At 71.9% G+C, this 20,839-nt stretch carries 21 protein-coding genes; 1 reads left to right on the top strand and 20 read right to left on the bottom strand.

Annotated elements, in window-relative coordinates; genetic code table 11:
* Positions 1-44: 44 nt before the first annotated feature.
* The 17 genes from ABZY12_RS25290 to ABZY12_RS25370 form a co-directional block, all read right to left on the bottom strand.
* A complete protein-coding gene (locus tag ABZY12_RS25290; RefSeq protein WP_356894200.1) occupies positions 45-602 on the bottom strand; it encodes a helix-turn-helix domain-containing protein in 558 nt (185 codons plus the stop codon).
* A gap of 53 nt (positions 603-655) precedes the next feature.
* Positions 656-1,492, bottom strand: a complete 837-nt coding sequence (whiG, locus tag ABZY12_RS25295; RefSeq protein ID WP_356894091.1) for an RNA polymerase sigma factor WhiG — start codon at positions 1,490-1,492, stop codon at positions 656-658.
* A 238-nt stretch (positions 1,493-1,730) separates the two neighbouring features.
* Positions 1,731-3,038: a DNA-processing protein DprA gene (dprA, locus tag ABZY12_RS25300; RefSeq protein WP_356894093.1), complete on the bottom strand. Its 1,308-nt coding sequence runs from the start codon at positions 3,036-3,038 to the stop codon at positions 1,731-1,733.
* A gap of 2 nt (positions 3,039-3,040) precedes the next feature.
* Complete coding sequence (locus ABZY12_RS25305) at positions 3,041-4,654, bottom strand: YifB family Mg chelatase-like AAA ATPase (protein ID WP_356894095.1); 1,614 nt, start codon at positions 4,652-4,654, stop codon at positions 3,041-3,043.
* Positions 4,654-5,019, bottom strand: coding sequence for a YraN family protein (locus tag ABZY12_RS25310; protein ID WP_356894097.1), 366 nt, complete (start codon positions 5,017-5,019; stop codon positions 4,654-4,656). Before ABZY12_RS25310 ends, ABZY12_RS25305 begins: the two co-directional genes overlap by 1 nt.
* 150 nt (positions 5,020-5,169) lie before the next feature.
* On the bottom strand, positions 5,170-5,478 hold the full coding sequence (locus ABZY12_RS25315; RefSeq protein ID WP_005311352.1) for a DUF2469 domain-containing protein: 309 nt from the start codon (positions 5,476-5,478) through the stop codon (positions 5,170-5,172).
* Positions 5,479-5,533: 55 nt separating this feature from the next.
* Complete coding sequence (locus ABZY12_RS25320) at positions 5,534-6,139, bottom strand: NUDIX hydrolase (protein WP_356894202.1); 606 nt, start codon at positions 6,137-6,139, stop codon at positions 5,534-5,536.
* 5 nt (positions 6,140-6,144) lie between these two features.
* On the bottom strand, positions 6,145-6,879 hold the full coding sequence (gene lepB / locus ABZY12_RS25325) for a signal peptidase I (protein ID WP_356894099.1): 735 nt from the start codon (positions 6,877-6,879) through the stop codon (positions 6,145-6,147).
* A gap of 72 nt (positions 6,880-6,951) precedes the next feature.
* On the bottom strand, positions 6,952-7,872 hold the full coding sequence (gene lepB, locus ABZY12_RS25330; protein WP_356894204.1) for a signal peptidase I: 921 nt from the start codon (positions 7,870-7,872) through the stop codon (positions 6,952-6,954).
* Complete coding sequence (gene lepB, locus ABZY12_RS25335) at positions 7,787-8,851, bottom strand: signal peptidase I (protein WP_356894101.1); 1,065 nt, start codon at positions 8,849-8,851, stop codon at positions 7,787-7,789. The genes lepB (ABZY12_RS25330) and lepB (ABZY12_RS25335) overlap by 86 nt, the downstream gene beginning before the upstream one ends.
* Positions 8,844-9,791 carry a signal peptidase I gene (gene lepB / locus ABZY12_RS25340; protein WP_356894103.1) on the bottom strand — a complete coding sequence of 316 codons (948 nt, stop codon included), beginning with the start codon at positions 9,789-9,791 and terminating at the stop codon, positions 8,844-8,846. Before lepB (ABZY12_RS25340) ends, lepB (ABZY12_RS25335) begins: the two co-directional genes overlap by 8 nt.
* Before the next feature lie 71 nt (positions 9,792-9,862).
* Positions 9,863-10,213 carry a 50S ribosomal protein L19 gene (gene rplS / locus ABZY12_RS25345; protein ID WP_356894105.1) on the bottom strand — a complete coding sequence of 117 codons (351 nt, stop codon included), beginning with the start codon at positions 10,211-10,213 and terminating at the stop codon, positions 9,863-9,865.
* A 127-nt stretch (positions 10,214-10,340) separates the two neighbouring features.
* Complete coding sequence (gene trmD / locus ABZY12_RS25350; RefSeq protein WP_356894107.1) at positions 10,341-11,162, bottom strand: tRNA (guanosine(37)-N1)-methyltransferase TrmD; 822 nt, start codon at positions 11,160-11,162, stop codon at positions 10,341-10,343.
* The gene (rimM, locus tag ABZY12_RS25355; RefSeq protein ID WP_356894109.1) at positions 11,159-11,758 is read right to left on the bottom strand and encodes a ribosome maturation factor RimM; all 600 of its coding nucleotides are present in this window, start codon (positions 11,756-11,758) and stop codon (positions 11,159-11,161) included. The genes trmD and rimM overlap by 4 nt, the downstream gene beginning before the upstream one ends.
* A gap of 100 nt (positions 11,759-11,858) precedes the next feature.
* Positions 11,859-12,098: an RNA-binding protein gene (locus tag ABZY12_RS25360; protein ID WP_003980229.1), complete on the bottom strand. Its 240-nt coding sequence runs from the start codon at positions 12,096-12,098 to the stop codon at positions 11,859-11,861.
* A gap of 2 nt (positions 12,099-12,100) precedes the next feature.
* Positions 12,101-12,541 (bottom strand): 30S ribosomal protein S16, encoded by a 441-nt coding sequence (gene rpsP, locus ABZY12_RS25365; RefSeq protein WP_158990950.1) that lies wholly within the window; start codon positions 12,539-12,541, stop codon positions 12,101-12,103.
* Positions 12,542-12,745: 204 nt separating this feature from the next.
* Positions 12,746-13,339 carry a hypothetical protein gene (locus ABZY12_RS25370; RefSeq protein ID WP_356894111.1) on the bottom strand — a complete coding sequence of 198 codons (594 nt, stop codon included), beginning with the start codon at positions 13,337-13,339 and terminating at the stop codon, positions 12,746-12,748.
* Positions 13,340-13,775: 436 nt separating this feature from the next.
* On the opposite strand from ABZY12_RS25370, the gene ABZY12_RS25375 reads away from it, so the two are divergent.
* Positions 13,776-14,525, top strand: a complete 750-nt coding sequence (locus ABZY12_RS25375; protein WP_356894113.1) for a class I SAM-dependent methyltransferase — start codon at positions 13,776-13,778, stop codon at positions 14,523-14,525.
* A 105-nt stretch (positions 14,526-14,630) separates the two neighbouring features.
* Here ABZY12_RS25375 and ftsH read toward each other — a convergent pair whose 3' ends face one another.
* The 3 genes from ftsH to ABZY12_RS25390 all read right to left on the bottom strand — a co-directional run bounded on the left by ftsH (position 14,631) and on the right by ABZY12_RS25390 (position 20,834).
* Positions 14,631-16,571 carry an ATP-dependent zinc metalloprotease FtsH gene (gene ftsH, locus ABZY12_RS25380; RefSeq protein WP_356894115.1) on the bottom strand — a complete coding sequence of 647 codons (1,941 nt, stop codon included), beginning with the start codon at positions 16,569-16,571 and terminating at the stop codon, positions 14,631-14,633.
* A 138-nt stretch (positions 16,572-16,709) separates the two neighbouring features.
* On the bottom strand, positions 16,710-18,263 hold the full coding sequence (gene ffh / locus ABZY12_RS25385; protein WP_356894117.1) for a signal recognition particle protein: 1,554 nt from the start codon (positions 18,261-18,263) through the stop codon (positions 16,710-16,712).
* 120 nt (positions 18,264-18,383) lie between these two features.
* Entirely contained in the window at positions 18,384-20,834 is a 2,451-nt protein-coding gene (locus ABZY12_RS25390) for a [protein-PII] uridylyltransferase (RefSeq protein WP_356894119.1), read from the bottom strand.
* Positions 20,835-20,839 lie beyond the last annotated feature (5 nt).

Consider the following 20,839-nt stretch of genomic DNA (forward strand, 5'->3'; position numbering starts at 1 on the left):
GCCCCCCCCGCGCGCCCCCCACCCCGGGCCCAGGGGGAGGGGGGTCAGCCCCGGACGCCGCGGAGGGCCATGGAGACCGCGGCCTCCGCGATCCGGGCCGGGTCCTCGGCCGCTCCGAGTTCGATGCGGCGCACGGCAGCGTCCACCACGCCTTGGAGGAGCATCGCGCCGAGGCGGGGCTGGTCCTGGCCGAGGTCGCCGAGGGCTTCGACGATCATGGCGACCAGGCCGCCGTGGGCTGCGCGGATCTTCTCGCGGGCGCCGTCGTCCAGTTCGCTCGCGGAGATCGCGACGACGGCGCGGTGACGTCGGTCGCCCACCAGCTCCAGTTGCTTGCGGACGTAGGCCTCGACCTTGCCCTCGGCGGTGCCGGCCTCGGCCATCGCCGATTCGACCTCGGCCGCCCAGACGGGGAAGTCGACGGCGCACAGCTCCTCGACCACGGCCGCGCGGGAGCGGAAGTACTCGTACACCGAGGAGCGGGCCAGGCCCGTGCGCTCGGCGAGGGCGGGGAAGGTCAGCGCTTCCGTCCCGCCTTCGGACAGCAGGGATCGCGCGGCGTCCAGCAGGGCGCCGCGCTGCATCGACCGGTGCTCGGCCACGGAGGCCGCTCGAATCCTGGGCACGGCTCCACTGTACGACCGGCCCCGCGGCGTCAGCGTCCTACATCGGCCAGCTTTGCGCGCAGCTGGAGGACGGACTTGGTGTGGATCTGGCTGACCCTGCTCTCGGTGACGCCGAGGACATGGCCGATCTCGGCGAGGGTGAGTCCTTCGTAGTAGTAGAGCGTGACGACGGTCTTCTCCCGTTCGGGGAGGGTGTTGATGGCCCGGGCCAGCAGGCGGCGCAGCTCGCGGTCCTCGGCGACCTCGACGGGGTTGTCGGCGGCGGTGTCCTCGAGCGTGTCCATGATCGACAGCCGGTCGCCGCCCTCTCCGCCGACATGCAGCAGCTCTTCGAGCGCGACCACGTTCGCGAGGGACAACTGGCTGAAAACCGCGTGCAGTTCTTCCACCGCGATACCCATCTCGGCGGCGACCTCGGTCTCGGTCGGGGTGCGCCGCAGTTGGGCTTCGAGGGTGGCGTACGCGCGCTCGACGTTGCGGGCCTTCTGGCGTACGGAGCGGGGGATCCAGTCGAGGGCGCGCAGCTCGTCGATCATCGCGCCGCGGATGCGGGTGATGGCGTACGTCTCGAACTTGATGGCTCGCTCGACGTCGAACTTCTCGATGGCGTCGATGAGGCCGAAGACCCCGGAGGAGACGAAGTCCGCCTGCTCCACATTGGACGGCAGTCCCACACTGACGCGGCCGGCGACGTACTTGACGAGCGGGGAGTAGTGGAGGATCAACTGCTCCCGCAGCCGCTCGTCTCCCGTGTCCTTGTAGGACCGCCAGAGCTCGTCGAGCGATGTCGGTGCGGGCGGTCGCACGGTGCCCCGGGCCGCTGGGGGCACCGCAGCGCGGTCAGACCCGGAGGTGTGCTGGGGCATGCGTTGCCTTGAGCCGTTCTGCTGTGGAGTGAGTCGGGGTGGGTGTCCGGTAGTGAATCCTGGCGAGCGTAGCGTGACTGGACTGTCGCGGTGCGCGAACATCGGTGGATAGCGCCGGTCCGGGTGGGGGCGTCGGCCACATCTTCGAACCCTGGCCGTGGCGTGTGTCGGCTCCTCGGGTGCGGCCGAGAGAACTCGGTTGTTCATCGGCATCACCTTTTCACCCGAATGCCCCAGGTCAAGTACCGCCTCGCCGCGCGTTCGACCCTTCGGGCGGGCTGTTCGTCAACCGCCAGTCTTCTCCTTGCCGTTCGACGTACCCCAAGGAGTGCAGTTCGTACAGCCGGGCGAGGGTGTCGTCGGGGGTGGTGCCGGCTCGTCCGGCGATCTCGGCCACGGGGGTGGGGCGGCGGGCGGGCAGGGCTTCGAGGACCCGGGCCGTGGCGGGGGCGAGGAGGTCTCTGGGCAGGACGGGGCCGCGGCGGGCGGGTGCGAGTTCGCCCATGTCGCCGACGAGTTCGACGACCTCCGCGGCGTCGGTGACCAGGGTGGCGTGGCCGCGCAGGAGTTCGTGGACGCCGGCGGAGAGGCCGCTGGTGACGGCGCCGGGGACGCCCATGGTGTGGCGGCCGAGGCGTTGGGCGTGGCGGGCGGTGGCGAGGGAGCCGCTGCGGTATTCGGCCTCGACCACGACGGTGCCTCGGGTGAGGGCGGCGATGACGCGGTTGCGGAGGATGAAGCGGCTGGGGGTGGGGTGGCTGCCGGGTGGTAACTCGCCGATGACGAGGCCCTGTTCGGCGATGCGGCCGAGGAGGCCGGCGTGGCCGCGGGGGTAGGGGGTGTCGACGCCGCAGGCGAGGACGGCGACGGTGGCGCCGTGGGCGGCGAGGGCGCCTCGGTGGGCGGCGCCGTCGATGCCGAAGGCGGCTCCGGAGACGACGACCCAGCCGCGTTCGGCGAGGTCGGAGGCGAGTGTGGTGGCGATGTGGGCGCCGTACGGGGTGCAGGCGCGGGCGCCGACGACGGCGACGGAGCGCAGGGCCCAGGAGCGCAGGTCGGCCGGGCCGCGGATCCAGAGGCCGATGGGGCGGGCGTCGCCGAGGTCGTCGAGTTGTCGGGGCCATTCGGTGTCGCCGGGGATGACGAAGCGTCCGCCGTGGTGGGCGATGGCGTCGAGGTCCCGTCGGGGTTCGGCGTCGGCGGCCCGCCGTCGCCATCCGTCGATCCGCTTCTCACCGGTTCCGGGGAACGGTCCGAGGTCGGCGGAACGCTCGGGCGGGAGTCCGCCGCTCGCGGGGTGGGCGGCGCCGGCCCGTGGCTCGGGCAGCGTTCCGACCAATGGTTCGGGGGTTCCGGCCCGTGGCTCGGGCAGGGTGCCTGCCCCTTGCTCGGGCAGGGGGCCGGTGTCGGGTTCTTGCCGGGCCGGGTCCCTGAGGCGCTGGAGGAACCCGTTCGCGCCGTATCGGTCCAGCCAGCGGCCGGCGTGTTCGTCGCCGGGTTCGACGATGCGGGTGAGGGCGGCGCGGGCGAGGCGCTCGTCGTCCATGTTCATGAGTGGTCGCCCGCTCCCACGGCCACGCCCCGGGCGATGCCGGTGCGCAGTTCCAGGGCGAGGCCGACGTCCTGGGCGTCGGGCCGGTCGCGTCCGGCGAGGTCGGCGACGGTCCAGGCGACGCGGAGGACCCGGTCGAGGCCGCGGGCGGTGAGCATGCCGCGTTCGATGTCTCGTTCGGCGGCCGCGAGGGCGCCGGGGGTGACGGTGTAGCGGGTGCGGAGTTCGTGTCCCGGCACTTCGCTGTTGACGGTCCAGGGGGTGTCCGCGAGGCGGGTGGCGGCTCGGTCGCGTGCCTCGCGGACGCGGTCGGCGACGGCCGTGGTGGATTCGCCCCGGCCGCCTTGGGCGAGGAGGTCGGAGCGGGTGACGGGTTCGGCTTCGACGCGCAGGTCGATGCGATCGAGGAGGGGTCCGGAGATCCGTGCCTGGTAGCGGCGGATGAGGGAGGCGGGGCATTCGCATCCGGCGCCGTGCAGGGTGTGGCGTCCGCAGGGGCAGGGGTTGGCGGCGAGGGCGAGGAGGAAGCGGGCCGGCAGGCGTACGACTCCGGCGGCGCGGGCGACGACGACGTGCCCTGATTCGAGGGGCTGGCGCAGGGCGTCCAGTGCTTTGCCCGAGAACTCCGGGGCCTCGTCGAGGAAGAGGACGCCTCGGTGGGCGAGGGAGACGGCGCCGGGTCGCGGGAGTCCGTTGCCGCCGCCGATGAGGGACTGCATGGTCGCGGAGTGGTGGGGTGCGCAGTAGGGCGCGCGGCGGACGAGGGGTTCGCCCGGCGGGAGGATGCCGGCGACGGAGTGGACGGCGGTGACTTCCAGGGACTCCTGGCGGGTGAGTGGGGGCAGGATGCCGGGGAGCCGTTCGGCGAGCATGGTCTTGCCGGCGCCTGGTGGGCCGGAGAGCAGCAGGTGGTGGCTGCCGGCGGCGGCGACTTCGAGGGCCCTGCGGGCGCCGTGTTGTCCGGCGACGTCGGCGAGGTCGGGTCCGTCGGCGGGGTCGGCGGCCAGTCCGGTGCCGACGCCGGCGCCGGGGACGAGGAGTCCGGCGAGCATGGCGTCGGGGCGGCCTTCCTCGGCGGGTTCCTCCTGGGGGACGGGTTCGTCGGTGAGGACGGCGATGAGCTGGCGCAGGCTGCGGACGCCGAGGACGGAGACTCCGGGTACGAGGGCGGCTTCGCCGGCGGTCTGTTCGGGGACGACGACTTGTCGGTAGCCGGCGTCGGCCGCGGCGAGGACGGCGGGCAGGACGCCTCGTACGGGGCGTACGCGGCCGTCGAGTCCGAGTTCGCCGATGAGGACGAGGTCGGCGATGACGCGGGGGTCGATGCGTTCGGCGGCGCCGAGCACCGCGGCGGCGACGGCGAGGTCGAAGCCGCTGCCGCCTTTGGGGACGGACGCGGGGCTGAGTCCGACGGTGAGTTTCTTCTGGGGCCATTCGGCGTCGGAGTTGACGATGGCGGCCCTGACTCGGTCGCGGCTTTCGCTGAGGCTCTTGTCGGGGAGTCCGACGAGGGTGAACGCGGCGACTCCGGCTTCCAGGTCGGCCTGGACCTCGACGACGACGCCTTCGACCCCGACGAGGGCGACAGAGCAGGTGCGGGCGAATCCCATCAGACCACGCCCCTGGCGTGGGTGAGGCGGGGTGCGCCGCGGCGGGGCAGGACGACCCCGATGAGGTCGATGCGGACGCCGCCGCCGGGCGGGGGTGCGCCGTGGCGGTCGAGCCAGCAGGCGGCGAGCCGTTTGAGGCGGTCGGCCTTGGTGGGGGTGACGGCGGCCATGGGGTGCTCGAAGGGACCTTCGCGGCGGGTTTTCACCTCGCAGATCACGACGGTGTCGCCGTCCCGGGCGACGATGTCGATCTCTCCGGCGCGTCCACAGCGCCAGTTCGTGGCGAGGACGGTCATGCCGGTCTCGGTGAGCCGGCGGACGGCGAGTTCCTCTCCGTACCGTCCGAGTGCTTTCGTGGCGTTCATCGGTACCACCTCCGGCACCGACGGTGACACCCGGCGACGTTCCGTGCGGGAGGCTGTGGAGGAGCGGTCGCCTGTGGAAATCGGCCTCACTCGTGCGGGTGATTTCGGACGGTCGCCGACCGGATCGGCAGCGACCGCCGATGAGGCCCGTCAGCTGCCGGGAAGCTCCAGGTCGCTCTTGTTGAGCTCCTCGATGTTCACGTCCTTGAACGTGAGGACGCGGACCTGCTTCACGAACCTGGCGGGCCGGTACATGTCCCAGACCCAGGCATCCGCCATGGATACTTCGAAGAACACCTCGCCCTGGACCGAGTGCACCTGCATCTCGTAGTCGTTGGTGAGGTAGAAGCGCCGCTCGGTCTCGATCACGTATTTGAACAGCCCGACGACGTCGCGGTACTCCCGGTAGAGCTTCAGCTCCATCTCGGTCTCGTACTTCTCGAGGTCCTCGGCGCTCATGGCATGTTCCCCTTCAGCCGTGCGTCCCCCTATTGTGCGCCAGGCTCTCGCACCCCTAAACGATTTCCGGGGCGAGAACCAGCGGTGCACTCGGAGGTCCCTCGTCGAGCAGCGTGTGCAGCAACTCGGCGAGTCTGGTCGGGTACACCGTCTCACGCGCCGCCGACAGTTCGGCGGAGGTCCACCACCTCAGCCCCGCGACACTGCGCGCCTCGAGCTCGGTGAGTCCGCCGGGCACGGTCGCGGTCTGGGTGGTTCGTGCCAGGTAGTACCACTCGTCCTGGTCCCAGCGTCGCCCGTCGAACGGGAACGAGCAGATTCGCCGCCAGATCACCGGGCCCAGTTCGACCTCGGTGATTCCCGTCTCCTCGACCAGTTCGCGCAGCGCGGCCTGCTCGCGGGACTCGTCGCCCTCCACACCGCCGCCGGGGGTGAACCACCAGGTCTGTTCCGGGGCGTCGGGCTCGTATCCGTGCAGGAGGAGGACGCGGTCGTCGGGATCGAGCAGCACGACCCGTGCGACCCGTCGCAGCTCTCGCCCGTCGACGCCGGGCGCGGCAGCGCTCCCGCCGGCCACAGCACCGGCCACAGCGCCGGTCCCGGCACCATCCCCGCCTCCATTGCCGCCTGGTGTGCCGGTCGCGCCCGCCCTCTCACCCATGCCCGTCATACGCCCGCCGTCTCCTTCCGCGGCCGTGCGGTCAGCCGCCCCGCCAGCGGCCCGTACGCCGCCCCGGCCAGGATCAGTACACACCCGGCGACGACAGCGTAGAAGAGCGTCGTGACCGGCCCCGGCTCCGAGATCCCGCCCGGCAGGGCCGCGAAGCTCGTGGGACGCGCCAGGACGCCGTCCATGGGCCAGGCGATCGCGTCGACCCGCCCGGTGACCGCGGAGCGCGGTACGGAGCCCTGGCCGGCCTCCTGGAGGTGGACACGGGAGTCGAGGGAGTTGTGCCGCTCGTCGCCGAGGAGGAAGAGGTTCCCCGCCGGCACGGTGGCCGAGAATTCCTGTCCCGAGGCCGGATAGCCGGGCCGCAGATACGGTTCCTCGACCGGCTTCCCGTTGATGGTGAGCCGTCCGTCCGCGCCGCAGCAGGCGATCGTGTCGCCGCCGACGCCGACGACCCGCTTGACCATGGGCATACCGCCCCACCGCGGATCACTGAAGACGACGATGTCGCCGCGCCGCACCTCGTCGCCGTCGATCCGCTGCGCGAGGACCCGGGAGCCGACCTCCAGGGTCGGGGTCATCGAGTCGCTGGGCACGGTGTAGGGCTGGTAGAGCACGGCGCCCCAGGCGAAGCCGCCGATGAAGAGCAGACAGCCGACGGCCACGGCAAGCCCCGACAGCACACTGCCGAGGCGGCCGCGGCCGCCTTCCGTACGTATCGTTCCGCTCATCCCAGCGCTCCCCACCACGAAGGATTCGTAGCTCGGTTCGACGATCTGGGACGGCACCCTACCCGCGGGTCGCTACTCCGCGGTATGCCGAGAGGTGAGCCGCTTCCGGCGCCACAGCACCAGCGGCAGCGCGCCCGCGAGTCCGGCCGCGCCCGGGGCCACGGCGAGCGCCTGGTTCAGCCCCGGCTGGTCGAAGACGGCGGGCTCGGGGAGCGTGGCCCAGCGGGTCACGGGCCAGGCCACCACGATCGCGCGTCCGACGACCTGGTCGTTGGAGATGGTGCCGCCGCCGGGAAGCTGCTGGTGGTAGCGCGAGTCCAGGGAGTTCTGCCGGTTGTCGCCCATCACCCAGATGCTGCCCTGGGGGACGTGGATCGGGCCGAAGGAGTCCTGGCAGGGCATGGAGCCGGGGTAGAGATAGCCGGTCTCGTTCAGCTCCTTGCCGTTGAGGACGACCTTGCCGCCCTCCTTGCAGGAGACCGTGTCGCCGCCGACCGCGATGACCCGCTTGATCAGGTCCTTCTCCTCGGCGGACGGCATGAGGCCGATGAAGCTGAGGAACTTCTGCAGCACGTTCGGGTCGGTGACCGGCTGGTTCTCCAGCCAGCCGCCCGGGTCGTGGAAGACGACGACCTCGCCGCGGTCCGGCTCGGAGCCGAACCACGGGGTCAGTTTGTCCACGAGGACCCGGTCGCCCTTCTGCAGGGTGTTCAGCATCGATTCCGAGGGGATCGAGAACGCCTGCACGAGGAAGGTCTTGATCAGCAGCGCGAGCACCAGGGCGATACCGATCAGCAGGGGGAGCTCCTTCCAGAAGGAACGCGGCTTCTTCGCACCGGCTCCCCTCTCCCCCGCCGCGTCCCCGGAGTCGGCGGGGCCTGGATCGGCGTCGGAGCGGCCTGCGGAGTCATCCGTCATGGCGACCGACGACTCGGCGAGCCCCTCCGCCCGCTTGTCGGGCTCGTCGTGTCCGGATCGTGCGCCGACGGCCAAATCCCCCACATCCACTCCTCAGTCCGTGCAATCGCCTGCCCCCGAACAGGGACAGGCCCACCACTCCCATAACGAGCGGGAGTTCCGCAGGGGTCGGGAGCCAGGGCAATCCGTTCAGATTCCGCGAGGACACACTATGCGACATACCGAGTGCCGACGCGGATCCCGAACGGCCGTCCGGTACCGCGGCGAAGGTCTCCGGCTCCTCCAGTCGGCGCCAGTGCCCCACGGGCCACACGATGGCGACGGCCCGCCCGACGACGTCCTCCTCGGAGATCGTCCCCCGGTCCTTCTCGTCCAGGTGGAAGCGCGAGTCGGCGGAGTCCGACCGGTGGTCGCCCAGCACGAAGATCCGGCCCACCGGCACCTTCACCTTGAAGGGGATCTTCGAGGGAACGTTCCCGGGATGCAGATACCGTTCGTCCAGCGGTACGCCGTTGACGGTGAGCCGGCCGTCCTCGCCGCAGCACTCGACCGTGTCGCCGCCGACCGCGACGACCCGCTTGATCAGATCCCGCTCGTCGGCCGAGGGCAGCAGCCCGATGAAGGTCAGGACCTGCTTGATCTGCTTGACGCCGACGGGGTCGTCGGCGGGCGGCGTCGCCTCCTCCTGGAGCCAGTTGCCGGGGTCCTTGAAGACGACGACGTCGCCGCGCTGCGGCTTCGACCCGAACCAGGGTGTCAGCTTGTCCACCACGACCCGGTCGTCGATCCGGATCGTCTGCTCCATGGAGCCGGACGGGATGACGAACGCCTGCACCAGGAACGTCTTCAGGACGAGGGCGATCAGCAGGGCGACCATGATCAGGAGCGGTATCTCCTTCACGGCGGAGCGCCGCCTGCGGCGCTTGACCTTGCGGGCGAGCTTGCGCCGCTCCGCCCGGCCCGGCCGCGGGCGCGCGACTCCGCCCGCGGCGCGGGTGCCGGTCGGCAGCAGGGCGTCGCCGCGCTCCCCCGGCGGTCTGCCCCGGTTACCCATGGCCGGCCGCCGCGGGAGCGGGTACGGCGTCGAAGGCGCCGGTCTCCGGCACACCCGACCAGCGCCCGATGGGCCAGCCGATCCAGTCCGCGCGCCCGATCACCCGGCCGACGGGCACCATCCCGCCGCCAGGCTGCCCCAGATGGTCACGGGAGTCGCTGGACTGGCTGCGGTGGTCGCCCATCACCCACAGGGTGCCCTGCGGTACGACGATGTCGAACGGCACGGCGGAGGGCGCGTCGCCCAGCATGACGTACCACTCCTCGACCGGTACGCCGTTGACGGTGAGCCGGCCGTCCTTGCCGCAGCAGACGACCCGGTCGCCGCCCACACCCACCACGCGCTTCACGAAGTCGGTCTCGGCGGGCTCCGCGAGGCCGAGGGAGGAGGCGGCGCCCCGCAGCAGGCCGGTGACCGGATTCTCCTCGGGAGCTTCCTGGAGGAACGAGCCGGTGCCGTCGAAGACGACGACGTCGCCGCGGCGCGGGGCATCGCCGAAACGGTACGCCAGCTTGTTCACCAGGATCCGGTCCCCGACCTGGAGCGTCGGCTCCATCGAGCCGCTGGGGATCAGGAACGGCTGCAGCACGAAGTGGCGCAGGAACAGCAGGAAGACCACGCAGGCGCCGCCGACGAGCCCCGTACGCCGCCAGGACGGCCCGGCGGGGGCCTCCTCCGGTGTGTCTGTGTCGGCGTCCTCGGCGCCGGACCTCGGCGCACCCGGCTCTTCGGCCCGGAGCGCAGCCCCGTCCCCGGGCTCCGCACCTCCGGGCCGCAACCCCTCGTCCCGGGGCAGCCCCTCGTCCCGATCCGGCTCCTCGACCTCGGCCGGGGCCTCCGTCCGGTCCGGCTCGGCGGCCCCGGACATACGCGCGGAGCGCGACCGCTCCTCCGTCTCGGAGGAGCGGTCGCGCTCCGTGTGCTGTGCTTCGGTGTCCATCGGGGGCAGAGCCTATCCGGCCGCCCTGAGAGTCAGTGATCCGAAGCCCCGCGCGAACGGTGAGCCGTAGCTCAGTTGTCGCGCTTCTCCTTGATCTTGGCGGCCTTGCCGCGCAGCTCACGCAGGTAGTAGAGCTTGGCGCGACGGACGTCACCGCGGCTGACGAGCTCGATCTTCTCGAAGATCGGGCTGTTCACCGGGAAGGTGCGCTCGACGCCGACGGAGAACGAGACCTTGCGGACCGTGAAGGTCTCGCTGACGCCCGAGCCCTGGCGGCGGATGACAACGCCCTTGAACTGCTGGATACGGGAGCGGTTGCCCTCGATGACGCGCACGTGGACGTTCACGGTGTCGCCGGGGCGGAAGGCGGGGAGGTCGGTGCGGAGCGAAGCCGCGTTGACCGAGTCGAGCAGGGAGGCCATGGAGGTCTCTTTCCTCGCTGATGCCACAGGTCATCAGCGGTACGTTCGAAGTGGATGGAGCGCCGGTCGCGCGGGCGGGCGTCGTTCCCCCTGTGGCAGGGGCGCACGCCGGACAAACGGCAGCGGCCTATTCTTCCACGCCGTCGGGCCTGCGCCAAAATCGGCCACCGGGCTCCGGTGCCCAGCCCAGCAGGGAGAGGATCTCCCGGTCCTTCTTGTCGAAGAGGGCCGGGTCGCAGCGCTCGATCAGATCCGGCCTGTTGCGCGCCGTACGCCGGAACGCCTCGTCCCGTCGCCAGCGTGCGATCTTCCCGTGGTGCCCGCTCAGGAGTACGTCGGGGATGGTACGGCCACGCCACTGCGGCGGCTTGGTGTAGACGGGGCCTTCGAGGAGGTTGGCCATGGCGCCCGGGGCGAAGGAGTCGTCGCGGTGGGACTCGGCGTTGCCGAGGACGCCGGGCAGCAGCCGGGCCACGGCCTCGGTGACGACCAGGACGGCGGCCTCGCCGCCGGCCAGGACGTAGTCGCCGATGGACACCTCGTAGACGGGCATCCGGGTGGCGTACTCGTCGATGACCCGGCGGTCGATGCCCTCGTAGCGGGCGGGGGTGAAGATCAGCCAGGGCCGCTCGGAGAGCTCGACGGCGAGTTCCTGGGTGAAGGGGCGGCCGCTGGGGGTGGGGACGACGATCACCGGGCCGTGGGCTCCCGCCTCGTAGCCGTCGGCGAGGGTCTGGTCGAGGGCCTCGCCCCAGGGCTCGGTCTTCATGACCATGCCGGGGCCGCCCCCGTAGGGGGTGTCGTCGACCGTGTTGTGCCGGTCGTAGGTCCACTCGCGCAGGTCGTGGACGTGGACGTGGAGCTGTCCACGCGCGCGTGCCTTGCCGACGAGGGAGACGTTCAGCGGTTCGAGGTACTCGGGGAAGATCGTGACGACGTCGAGCCTCATGCGTCGTCGTCCCGGCGTGCGTCGTCGTCCCGGTGTGCGTCGTCGTCCTGGGGCGCGCCGTCGTCCCGGGAGGAGACGATCTCGGCGCGGTCGTCGATCAGTCCGGGCGGCGGGTCGATGACGGCCCGCTGCTCCTCCAGGTCGATCTCGGTGACGATCTCCTCGACGAACGGGATCATCAGCTCGGTGCCGTCGGGCCGCTCGACGATGAAGAGGTCCTGGGACGGCAGATGGGAGATCTCGGTGATCCGGCCGATCTCGGTGCCGTCGGTGAGGACCACGTCCAGGTCCATGAGCTGGTGGTCGTAGTACTCGTCGTCCTCCTCGGGCCGCTCGTCGGGGTCGACGTCGGCGATGAGGAGGATGTTGCGCAAAGCCTCGGCGGCGTTGCGGTCGCGGACGCCTTCGAAGCGGAGCAGCAGTCGGCCGCTGTGGACGCGACCGGTCTCGATGGTCAACGGTCCGGCGGAGGCCGGGTCGGTGGTCAGGACGGCTCCGGGCGCGAGCCTGAGCTCGGGCTCGTCCGTACGCACCTCGACGGTGACTTCGCCCTTGATCCCGTGGGCGCGGCCGATCCGCGCGACTACCAGCTGCACGACGTACACACTCTCCTGTCGGACGACGACGGGCCGGGGCGGGCGCTATGCCCTCCCCGGCCCGTTGCCGGCGCATCTATGGTGAAACAGCCGACTCTTCTCAGCGGACCTGGTCCACGTCGACGAGGTCGACGCGGATGCCACGGCCGCCGATGGCGCCGACGACGGTCCGCAGCGCGCGTGCGGTGCGGCCGTTACGGCCGATCACCTTGCCGAGGTCGTCGGGGTGCACCCGGACCTCCAGCACGCGCCCGCGGCGCAGAGTGCGCGAGGCGACCTGCACGTCGTCGGGGTTGTCGACGATGCCCTTCACGAGGTGCTCGAGAGCCTCCTCGAGCACGATCAGGCCTCGGTCGACTCGGTGGACGCGGCCTCGGCCTCGTCCGCCTTCTTGTCGGCCTTCTTCGCCTTCGGGGTGATGGCCTCACCCTTGGCGTCGTCGCCCTCGAGGGTCTTGGCGAACGCGTCGAAGGAGGCGCGCTTGTCCTCCTTCGTCTCCGGCTGCAGCAGCGGCGCCGGGGCCGGCAGGCCCTTGTGCTTCTGCCAGTCGCCGGTGAGCTTCAGGATGGCGAGAACCGGCTCGGTCGGCTGGGCGCCGACGGACAGCCAGTACTGCGCACGCTCCGAGTCCACCTCGATCTTCGACGGGTTGTACGTCGGGTGGTACAGACCGATCTCCTCGATCGCACGACCGTCCCGGCGGGTGCGGGAGTCGGCGACGACGATGCGGTAGTGCGGCTGGCGAATCTTGCCGAGGCGCTTGAGCTTGATCTTGACTGCCACTGGAGTGGTGTCTCCTGGTCTTGACGTGGTTGGGCACATGAGATGCCACGTGGGGTTGCGGTACTCGGGTGCCCGATGGACGCGTCAGCCGGAGGAGAGAGGGGTCCTGTGCGGCTGTCGAGTACAGCTAGCCATTGTGCCACACGCGCGCGGCGCGCCGGACCCGGGCCGTGGCCCCGGCCCGGGCCGTACGCCGGCCGTCTCTCATCTCGCCGCGCCGACCGTCTCCGGGATACGGAAGGGCTTGCCGCACCCGCCGCACACGATGGGGGCCTGGGCGAGGACCGAGGGGACCACGCGGACGTTGCGCCCGCAGTCGCAGACGGCCTTGACCCGGACGCCGCCGCCGGAGGAGCCGTGGCGGGCGGCCGGGCCGCGGAAGGAGCGCTTGGTGTCGGCGGCCGTCGCGACGGTGTGGGCCTTGAGGGCGCGCTGGAGCCGCTCGATCGTGGGGCGGTAGCGCCGCCTCGCCTCGGGGTTGAGCGTGACCAGGGAGAAGCCACTGCTCGCGTGGGGCTCCTCGGGGTGGTCCAGGCCCATCTCCTCGGCGATCGCCAGGAATCTGCGGTTGTGGTAGCGGCCGGCGCGCGAGGTGTCACGGACTCCTCGGGCGGCTGCGATGCCGTGGACTGCCTCATGGAGCAGTCGTTCGAAGGAGAGTTCGGCGCCGCAGGCGGACGAGGACTCTCCGATCAGGGACTCGGGCGCGGCAAGGTCGGGCAGCTCGGGGTGGTGCCGCTGAATGTCGGCCCACGCCTGTGCCAGCTCTGCGGCGAGAACAGGTGGTGTCGTGCTCACGTCGCGTACAACGAGCCGGGGCGCTCCCGGGTTCCATTACGGGGCATCCCAAATAATTTGCACGTACCCGTCAGTTGCCGCTGTTGTGTCGTGACGAGGGCCAGTGCGCCGATCTGCGGAGAAGCCGCGCAGCTCGCTGCAAGCTGGTGCGTAGCGGCGCATACGCCCCGGCGCGTAGGGGTGGCGTACGCGCCCCGGGGGCTGTGGCAGGACAGTACCGGGTGCGGGTGCAAGGCGGCGCACCGCCCCTTGGGGGAGTCGTCAAGGAGTCATCACCGGAGCCGTCGCCCGAAGGAAAAGGCCGTCACCCGAAGGGAAAGTGGTGCGGCGCCACCACTGGACGCGGGGACGGATGCGCAGTTCCCTGGCATACGGGGGGATGCGGGCGCACACGGACACGGGGGCTGTCGACCAGGTACTGATTGGGGCGCATTCCATGACACCTACGCTCGTCCCGCACCACCCCGCGCGTGACTGGGTCGAGATCCAGGAACGCATGCTGGTCCCGCTGTACGAGGCGGTGTACGACCGTCTCGGCCTGGGTCCCGGGTCCCGGGTCCTCGGGCTCGGCTGCGGGTCGGGCCTCGCGCTGCTGATGGCGGCCGCGCGGGGCGCACAGGTCACCGGCGTGGACCAGGATCACGCGCGCGTGGAGCTGGCCAGGGAGCGGCTTCCGGAGGGCTCGGGGCACACGGTCGTCAGGGGCGATCCGGGGGACGCCGTGGGCCTGTCCCCCGCTCCGTACGACGTCGTCACCGCCTTTCATCCGGCGGCCGGCCTCGGCCCGGCGCTGGCCGCCGTCACTCCTCTGGCCCAGTCGGGGGCGGCGGTGGTGCTGGCGGGGTGGGGGCCGCCCGAGCGGTGTGCGACGGCGTCGGTCCTGCGGGTCGCGTCGCGGCTGACGGGGTGGCGTCCGGCGCTGCGGGACGATCTGGAGGACGTGGTGTTCCGCTCGGGGCTGCGGCCCGACGGCTCGGGCCGGGTGGCGTGCCCGTTCGGCTACGCGGACCCGGAGAGCGCGGTCCGCGGGCTGCTCTCGACGGGCGACTTCGACGCGGCGGTCCGCGCGACGGAGCCGGCGCAGGTCGAGAAGGAGATCCTGGAGGCCCTGGACCCCTACATCCGCCCCGACGGCACGGTGTGGATGCCGAACGTCTTCCGCTACCTGATCGCCCGCGTGCCCTGATCCGCCGGGTCCTCCAGGCCGTGTCTTTTGGATCAGGCCGGATCAGGGAGCGGCGTCCGGTGCGTGCGGGACGCCGCGAGCCCGGCAAGGTCCGAAAGACACGCCCTATGTCTCCTCCGGCGGTGCTTCCGTGTCCTTCCTCAGGCGGGTGATGCCGGCGGCGCGGTAGGCGGCGTCCTCCTCCAGCGTCTCGTTGGCGAGGAGGGCCGCCGCCAGGGCGTCGAGCTGGTCGCGGTGGTCGCCGAGCTGCCGGACGGCGCTCTCGTAGCATTCGTCGACGATCCGGCGCATCTCCTCGGCGACCGTGTCGAGGGTGGCGGGCGCCGCCGACAGGCCGTACGCCTGCTGGGCGTCGCCGGGGATGGCGGTGAGCCGGCCGACGCGTTCGCTCATGCCCCAGCGGCCCGCCATGCCGCGGGCGATGTTGGTGACCTGCTCGAGGTCGCTCTCGGAGCCCGTGGTGACGACGCCGAAGACGACCTGTTCGGCGGCCATCCCGCCCAGCGCGCCGATGATCCGGCCGCGCAGGTACTCCTCGGTGTAGGCGTACTTGTCGGCGTCCGGCGTGGACAGGGTGACGCCGAGGGCCCGGCCGCGCGGGACGATGGTGATCTTGCGGACCGGGTCGGCGCCGGGTTGGAGCATGCCGAGGAGGGCGTGCCCGCTCTCGTGGTACGCGGTGCGGCGCCGTTCCTCCTCCGGCATGACGAGCGGACGCTCGGCGCCCAGCTGGACCTTCTCCAGGGCGTCGGAGAGGTCGGACTGGCCGACCTGCTTCTGCTGCCGCTTCACGGCGAGCAGGGCGGCCTCGTTGGCGAGGTTGGCGAGCTCCGCGCCCGTCATGCCGGGGGTCGTGCGGGCCACCTGGACCAGGTCGACGTCGGGGGCGAGCGGGATCTCCCGGGTGTGGATCCTCAAAATGGCCTCGCGGCCGCCGCGGTCGGGCGGGTTGACGTGGACGATCCGGTCGAAGCGGCCGGGCCGGGTGAGCGCCGGGTCGAGGACGTCGGCGCGGTTGGTGGCGGCGAGGACGATGACGCCCTCGGAGCCGGTGAATCCGTCCATCTCGGTGAGGATCTGGTTGAGCGTCTGCTCGCGCTCGTCGTGTCCGCCCATGCCGGAGCCGCCGCCGCGGGCCCGGCCGATGGTGTCGATCTCGTCGATGAAGATGATGGCGGGGGCGACCTTGCGGGCCTCGGCGAAGAGCTCGCGTACCCGGGAGGCGCCCACGCCCACGATCATCTCGATGAACTCCGACGCCGAGGCCGAGAAGAACGGCACTCCGGCCTCTCCCGCGACCGCCCGCGCGAGGAGGGTCTTGCCGGTTCCGGGCGGTCCGGCCAGGAGCACGCCGCGTGGCATCTTGGCGCCCATCCGGCGGTAGGCGTCCGGGTTCTTGAGGAAGTCGACGACGTCGTTGAGCTCGCCCTCGACCTCGTCGATGCCGGCGACGTCCTCGAAGGTCGTGCGCCTGGCGCCTTCCAGCTCGACGGGCTTGGGCGGTGCCTTGCGGGCGAGCATGCCGCCCGCGCCGCCCATCCCGGAGCTCATGCGGCGGGCGATGAACACCCACAGCAGGACGAGCAGCAGCATCGGCGCGAGCGAGATCAGGAGGTTGGCGAGGAAGCTGCGTTCCCGGACGACGGGCTCGGCGGTGACGGTCACCTTCTGCCGCGTCAGCTCGTCCCAGAGGCTGTCGTCGGCGAAGGCGGGCCGCTGGGTGGTGAACTGGGTGTAGTCGCCCTCCCCGTCGGGCACGGGCTGCTTGTTCTTCAGCTCCCCCTGGATGGCGTCGCCCTTGGAGTAGATCTTGGTGACGTTGCCCGCGTTCACCTGCCTGCTGAACTCGGTGTACGAGATCGTCGGACCGTCGCCGCCGTTGAAGAAGGACAGCACGATGTTGGTGAGGAGATAGACGACCAGGGCGACGAGGACGAGCCCCCGCCAGCCGCCGGGCATCTTCTTCTTCGACGGCGGGGGCGGCGGGGCCCCTTCCGAGCGCCACGGCTGGTCGGTCCGGTCGCGCGGGGGTACGGAGTTGGCCACGCTGCTCTCCTCAAGCCGACGTCAGCCCCCATGATGCGAGAAGGGGATCAACCCGGCATTACGGATGGGGCGCGGGTGTGAAAAAGGGCCCGGGACGGTTTCGTACCGTCCCGGGCCCCTCGAATCGTCCGGCCTTCGTCAGCCCATGAACTTCTTGAACTCGTCCGGGAGCTCGAAGTCCTGCGGGCCCTGCCCGGCCGCCGGGAGCCCGAAGGCGCCACCCTGCTGGGCCTGCTCGCGGCGGGCCGCCGCGGCCTGCTCCTCGGCCTTGCGCTTCATCGGGTTGCCGCTCTTGCGCTTGCCCTTGGCCTGCTTGATCTGCTTCTTCTGCCGGCCGGGCCCGCCGCCCATGCCCGGCATCCCCGGCATTCCGGGCATGCCGCCGCCCTGGGCCATGCGCGACATCATCTTGCGGGCCTCGAAGAACCGCTCGACCAGACCCTTGACGGTGCTGACCTCGACGCCCGAGCCCTTGGCGATACGGGCGCGGCGCGAGCCGTTGATGATGGTCGGGTCCTGCCGCTCGCCCGGCGTCATCGACTTGATGATGGCGGCCGTGCGGTCGACGTCACGCTCGTCGATGTTGTTGATCTGCTCCTTCATCTGCGCCATGCCGGGCAGCATGCCGAGCAGCTTGGAGATGGAGCCCATCTTGCGGACCTGTTCCATCTGGGCGAGGAAGTCGTCGAGCGTGAACTCCTGGCCCTTCTTGGACGCCAGCTTGGAGGCCATCTTGGCGGCCTCTTCCTGGCTGAAGGTCTGCTCGGCCTTCTCGATGAGCGACAGCATGTCGCCCATGCCGAGGATGCGGGACGCCATGCGGTCCGGGTGGAACGCGTCGAAGTCGTCCAGCTTCTCGCCGTTGGAGGCGAACATGATCTGCTTGCCGGTGACGTGCGCGATGGAGAGCGCGGCACCACCGCGGGCGTCGCCGTCGAGCTTGGAGAGCACGACGCCGTCGAAGCCGACGCCGTCGCGGAAGGCCTCGGCGGTGTTGACCGCGTCCTGACCGATCATGGCGTCGACGACGAACAGGACCTCGTCGGGGCTGACGGCGTCACGGATGTCCGCGGCCTGCTGCATCATCTCGGCGTCGATGCCGAGGCGGCCGGCGGTGTCGACGATGACGATGTCGTACTGCTTGCCGCGGGCGTACTCGATGGAGTCCTTGGCGACCTGGACCGGGTCGCCGACGCCGTTGCCCGGCTGCGGGCCGTAGAAGGCCACGCCCGCGCGCTCGGCGACGACGCCGAGCTGGGTGACGGCGTTGGGACGCTGGAGGTCGCAGGCGACGAGCAGCGGGGAGTGGCCCTGGCCCTTGAGCCAGAGACCGAGCTTTCCGGCGAGGGTGGTCTTACCGGCACCCTGGAGACCGGCGAGCATGATCACGGTCGGGGCGGTCTTGGCGAACCGCAGGCGCCGGGTCTCGCCGCCGAGGATGCCGACGAGCTCCTCGTTGACGATCTTGATGACCTGCTGGGCCGGGTTCAGGGCCTGGGAGACCTCGGCGCCGGTCGCGCGCTCCTTGACCTGCTTGATGAACGCCCGCACGACGGGCAGCGCGACGTCGGCTTCCAGGAGGGCGATACGGATCTCGCGCGCGGTGGCGTCGATGTCCGCCTCGGACAGGCGGCCCTTGCCCCGGAGGTTCTTGAATGTCGCTGCAAGGCGGTCGGAGAGGGTATCGAACACGGTGGTCGCGGATCCTCGGTGTCGGGGGCGGGCGGACGGATTGCCCTCCAGGGTATCGGGTGCGGCGCGCGGCCCGGGCGGCGATTCCCCCACCCCGCCCGTGGCCGCGCCGTCACGCTCTCACCGCAGGGCGCTCTCCAGGGTCCGCGCCAGCTCCGCCGCCTCCTCGTCGGCGAGCAGCGAGCCGTCCGGGCGGGTGACGTAGAGCGTGTCCACCGCGTTCGCGCCCAGGGTCGAGACGTGGGCGCTCCTGACCCGTACGTCCGCGCCCTCCAGCGCGCGGCCGATGCGGTGGAGGAGGCCGGGGGCGTCGTGGGCGCGGACCTCGATGACGGTGGCGAGGCGGGAGTCGGCGGCGGCGACGGTGACGCGCGGCGGTGGGGCCGTGGCCCCGCGGCGCCTGGGGTAGGCGGCCTCGCGTTCGGCGAGACGGGCGGGGATGTCCAGGGAGCCGTCGAGGGCGCGTACGAGGTCGGCGCGCAGCCGGGTGGCCTCGGGCAGGGAGCCGTACTCCGCCGCGACCCGCCAGTTCAGGACCAGTACCGCGCCCGCGCCGAGTTCAGTGGGGAGTTCGATGGCGCGCAGGTCGGCGGCGCGCACCGTCAGCCGGTGCAGGGCGAGGACGCCGGCCGCCGCGGGCAGGACCCCGGTCCGCTCCGGCAGGGCGATGAGGAGTTCGACGCCCACGGGCTCGGGGGTGTCCGGGTCCACGGGCTCCTCCGGCTGGGCGTGCAGGGCGAGCACCGGCTCCCCCGTCCGCAGCGCCTCGACGGCGAGCCGTTCCTGTTCCGCGCTGGGCTCGGCCGCTTCGGGGTCGGCGACCGGTTCCCCCGCCAGGACGGCCGCGGCCCGTTTCACCAGGTCGGTGACGAGCGAGCCGCGCCAGGAGGACCAGGCCGCCGGGCCGGTGGCCAGGGCGTCGGCCTCGGTGAGGGCGTGCAGCAGCTCCAGGGTGCCGAGCGTGCCGACGGCGGCGGCGACCGACCGGACGGTCGCGGGATCGTCCAGGTCGCGCCGGGTCGCGGTCTCGATGAGCAGCAGGTGGTGGCGTACGACGGTGGCGATGACGCCCACGTCGGCGCGGTCGAAGCCGATGCGGGTGGCGAGGTCGCGGGCGATGGTCTCGCCGGCCACCGAGTGGTCGCCGGGCCAGCCCTTGCCGATGTCGTGGAGCAGCGCGGCGACGAGGAGCAGGTCGGGCCGGCCGACGCGGCGGGTCAGCGAGGACGCCCGTACGGCCGTCTCGACGAGGTGCCGGTCGACGGTCCAGGTGTGGACGGGGTTGCGCTGGGGGCGGCAGCGGACGCGTTCCCAGTCGGGCAGGAGCCGGGTGATGAGTCCTTCGGCCTCCAGCGCCTCCCATACGGGGACGGTCGCCTCGCCCGCGCCGAGCAGGGTGACCAGCTCCTCGCGTGCCTCGGCCGGCCACGGCACGGGCAGCGGCTTGGCGGCGGCCGCGAGGCGGCGTACGGCGTGCAGGGAGATCGGGAGCCCGGACTGGGCGGCGGCCGCGGCGGCCCGCAGGGGCAGGACGGGGTCGCGTTCGGGCCTGGCGCCGCGGGCGAGGACGACCTCGCCGTCCATCTCGACGACGCCCTCGGCCAGTGGGGTGCGTTCGACCGGCGGTTTTCCGCCGCCCGACCGTCCGCCGAGGAGGGTGCGCAGCCGGGGCCGGGTGGAGCGTGCCTTCAGTACCCGGTTGACCTCGCGCCAGGTGACGTCGGTGGCGTACGAGATGATCCGCGCGGCCTCGTAGACCTCGCGCAGCAGGGTGTCGGCGTCCAGGAGGCCGAGTTCGTCGGCGACCGCGTCCTGTTCCTGGAGGGCGAGCCGGTCGGTGGCCCGGCCGGTCGCCAGGTGGAGGGCGTCGCGGGCGTCGAGGAGCCGGCGCCGGGCCGCGTCCAGGCCGTCGCGGGGAGCGTCGGCGAGCCAGGAGGCGGCGACGGCGCGCAGGACCTGGGCGTCGCGGAGGCCGCCTCTGGCCTCCTTCAGATCGGGTTCCAGGAGGAACTGCAGCTCTCCCATCCGTTCGGCCCGCTCCCGGCACAGCGCGTCGAGCTCGGGAAGCCGTTGGGGCGCCTGGTTGCGCCAGTCGGCGAGGACGGCGGTGCGCAGTCCGGCGACGAGGCCGTGGTCGCCGGCGACGGGCCGGGCGTCGAGCAGCCCGAGCTGGACCTTGAGGTCGTCCCCGGCGGTCTTGCGGGCCTCGGCGGGGGTGCGGACGGAGTGGTCGAGGGCGAGGCCCAGGTCCCAGACCGGGTACCAGATGCGGTCGGCGAGGGCGGCGATCTGACGCGCGTCGGCGGTGCCGTCGTGCAGGAGCAGCAGGTCGAGGTCGCTGCGTGGGGAGAGCTCGCCGCGTCCGTAGCCGCCGACGGCGACGAGAGCCACCCCCCGTGGTGGCCTGGCGGCGGTGAACAGTCCGGTCAGCCAGTCGTCGGTGAGCCGGGACAGGGCGGAACGGCGCGGCGGCCCTGACTGCGCCTTCTCACCGAGAAGGCGCAGCCGGGCCGCCGCGTAACCGCTGGGTCCCGAGTCTTCCGCTTGCGTACTCACATCGAGGCTCGTCACCCAGC

The sequence above is a fragment of the Streptomyces sp. NPDC006551 genome (genome assembly GCF_040611675.1).
GTDB lineage: Bacteria > Actinomycetota > Actinomycetes > Streptomycetales > Streptomycetaceae > Streptomyces.

What these genes read in the sequence shown, in the direction of transcription:
- whiG (WP_356894091.1), bottom strand. Translation starts at nt 1,492, where the DNA reads ATGCCCCAGCACACCTCCGGGTCTGACCGCGCTGCGGTGCCCCCAGCG.
- dprA (WP_356894093.1), bottom strand. Translation starts at nt 3,038, where the DNA reads ATGGACGACGAGCGCCTCGCCCGCGCCGCCCTCACCCGCATCGTCGAA.
- ABZY12_RS25305 (WP_356894095.1), bottom strand. Translation starts at nt 4,654, where the DNA reads ATGGGATTCGCCCGCACCTGCTCTGTCGCCCTCGTCGGGGTCGAAGGC.
- ABZY12_RS25310 (WP_356894097.1), bottom strand. Translation starts at nt 5,019, where the DNA reads ATGAACGCCACGAAAGCACTCGGACGGTACGGAGAGGAACTCGCCGTC.
- ABZY12_RS25315 (WP_005311352.1), bottom strand. Translation starts at nt 5,478, where the DNA reads ATGAGCGCCGAGGACCTCGAGAAGTACGAGACCGAGATGGAGCTGAAG.
- ABZY12_RS25320 (WP_356894202.1), bottom strand. Translation starts at nt 6,139, where the DNA reads ATGGGTGAGAGGGCGGGCGCGACCGGCACACCAGGCGGCAATGGAGGC.
- lepB (WP_356894099.1), bottom strand. Translation starts at nt 6,879, where the DNA reads ATGAGCGGAACGATACGTACGGAAGGCGGCCGCGGCCGCCTCGGCAGT.
- lepB (WP_356894101.1), bottom strand. Translation starts at nt 8,851, where the DNA reads ATGGGTAACCGGGGCAGACCGCCGGGGGAGCGCGGCGACGCCCTGCTG.
- lepB (WP_356894103.1), bottom strand. Translation starts at nt 9,791, where the DNA reads ATGGACACCGAAGCACAGCACACGGAGCGCGACCGCTCCTCCGAGACG.
- rplS (WP_356894105.1), bottom strand. Translation starts at nt 10,213, where the DNA reads ATGGCCTCCCTGCTCGACTCGGTCAACGCGGCTTCGCTCCGCACCGAC.
- trmD (WP_356894107.1), bottom strand. Translation starts at nt 11,162, where the DNA reads ATGAGGCTCGACGTCGTCACGATCTTCCCCGAGTACCTCGAACCGCTG.
- ABZY12_RS25375 (WP_356894113.1), top strand. Translation starts at nt 13,776, where the DNA reads ATGACACCTACGCTCGTCCCGCACCACCCCGCGCGTGACTGGGTCGAG.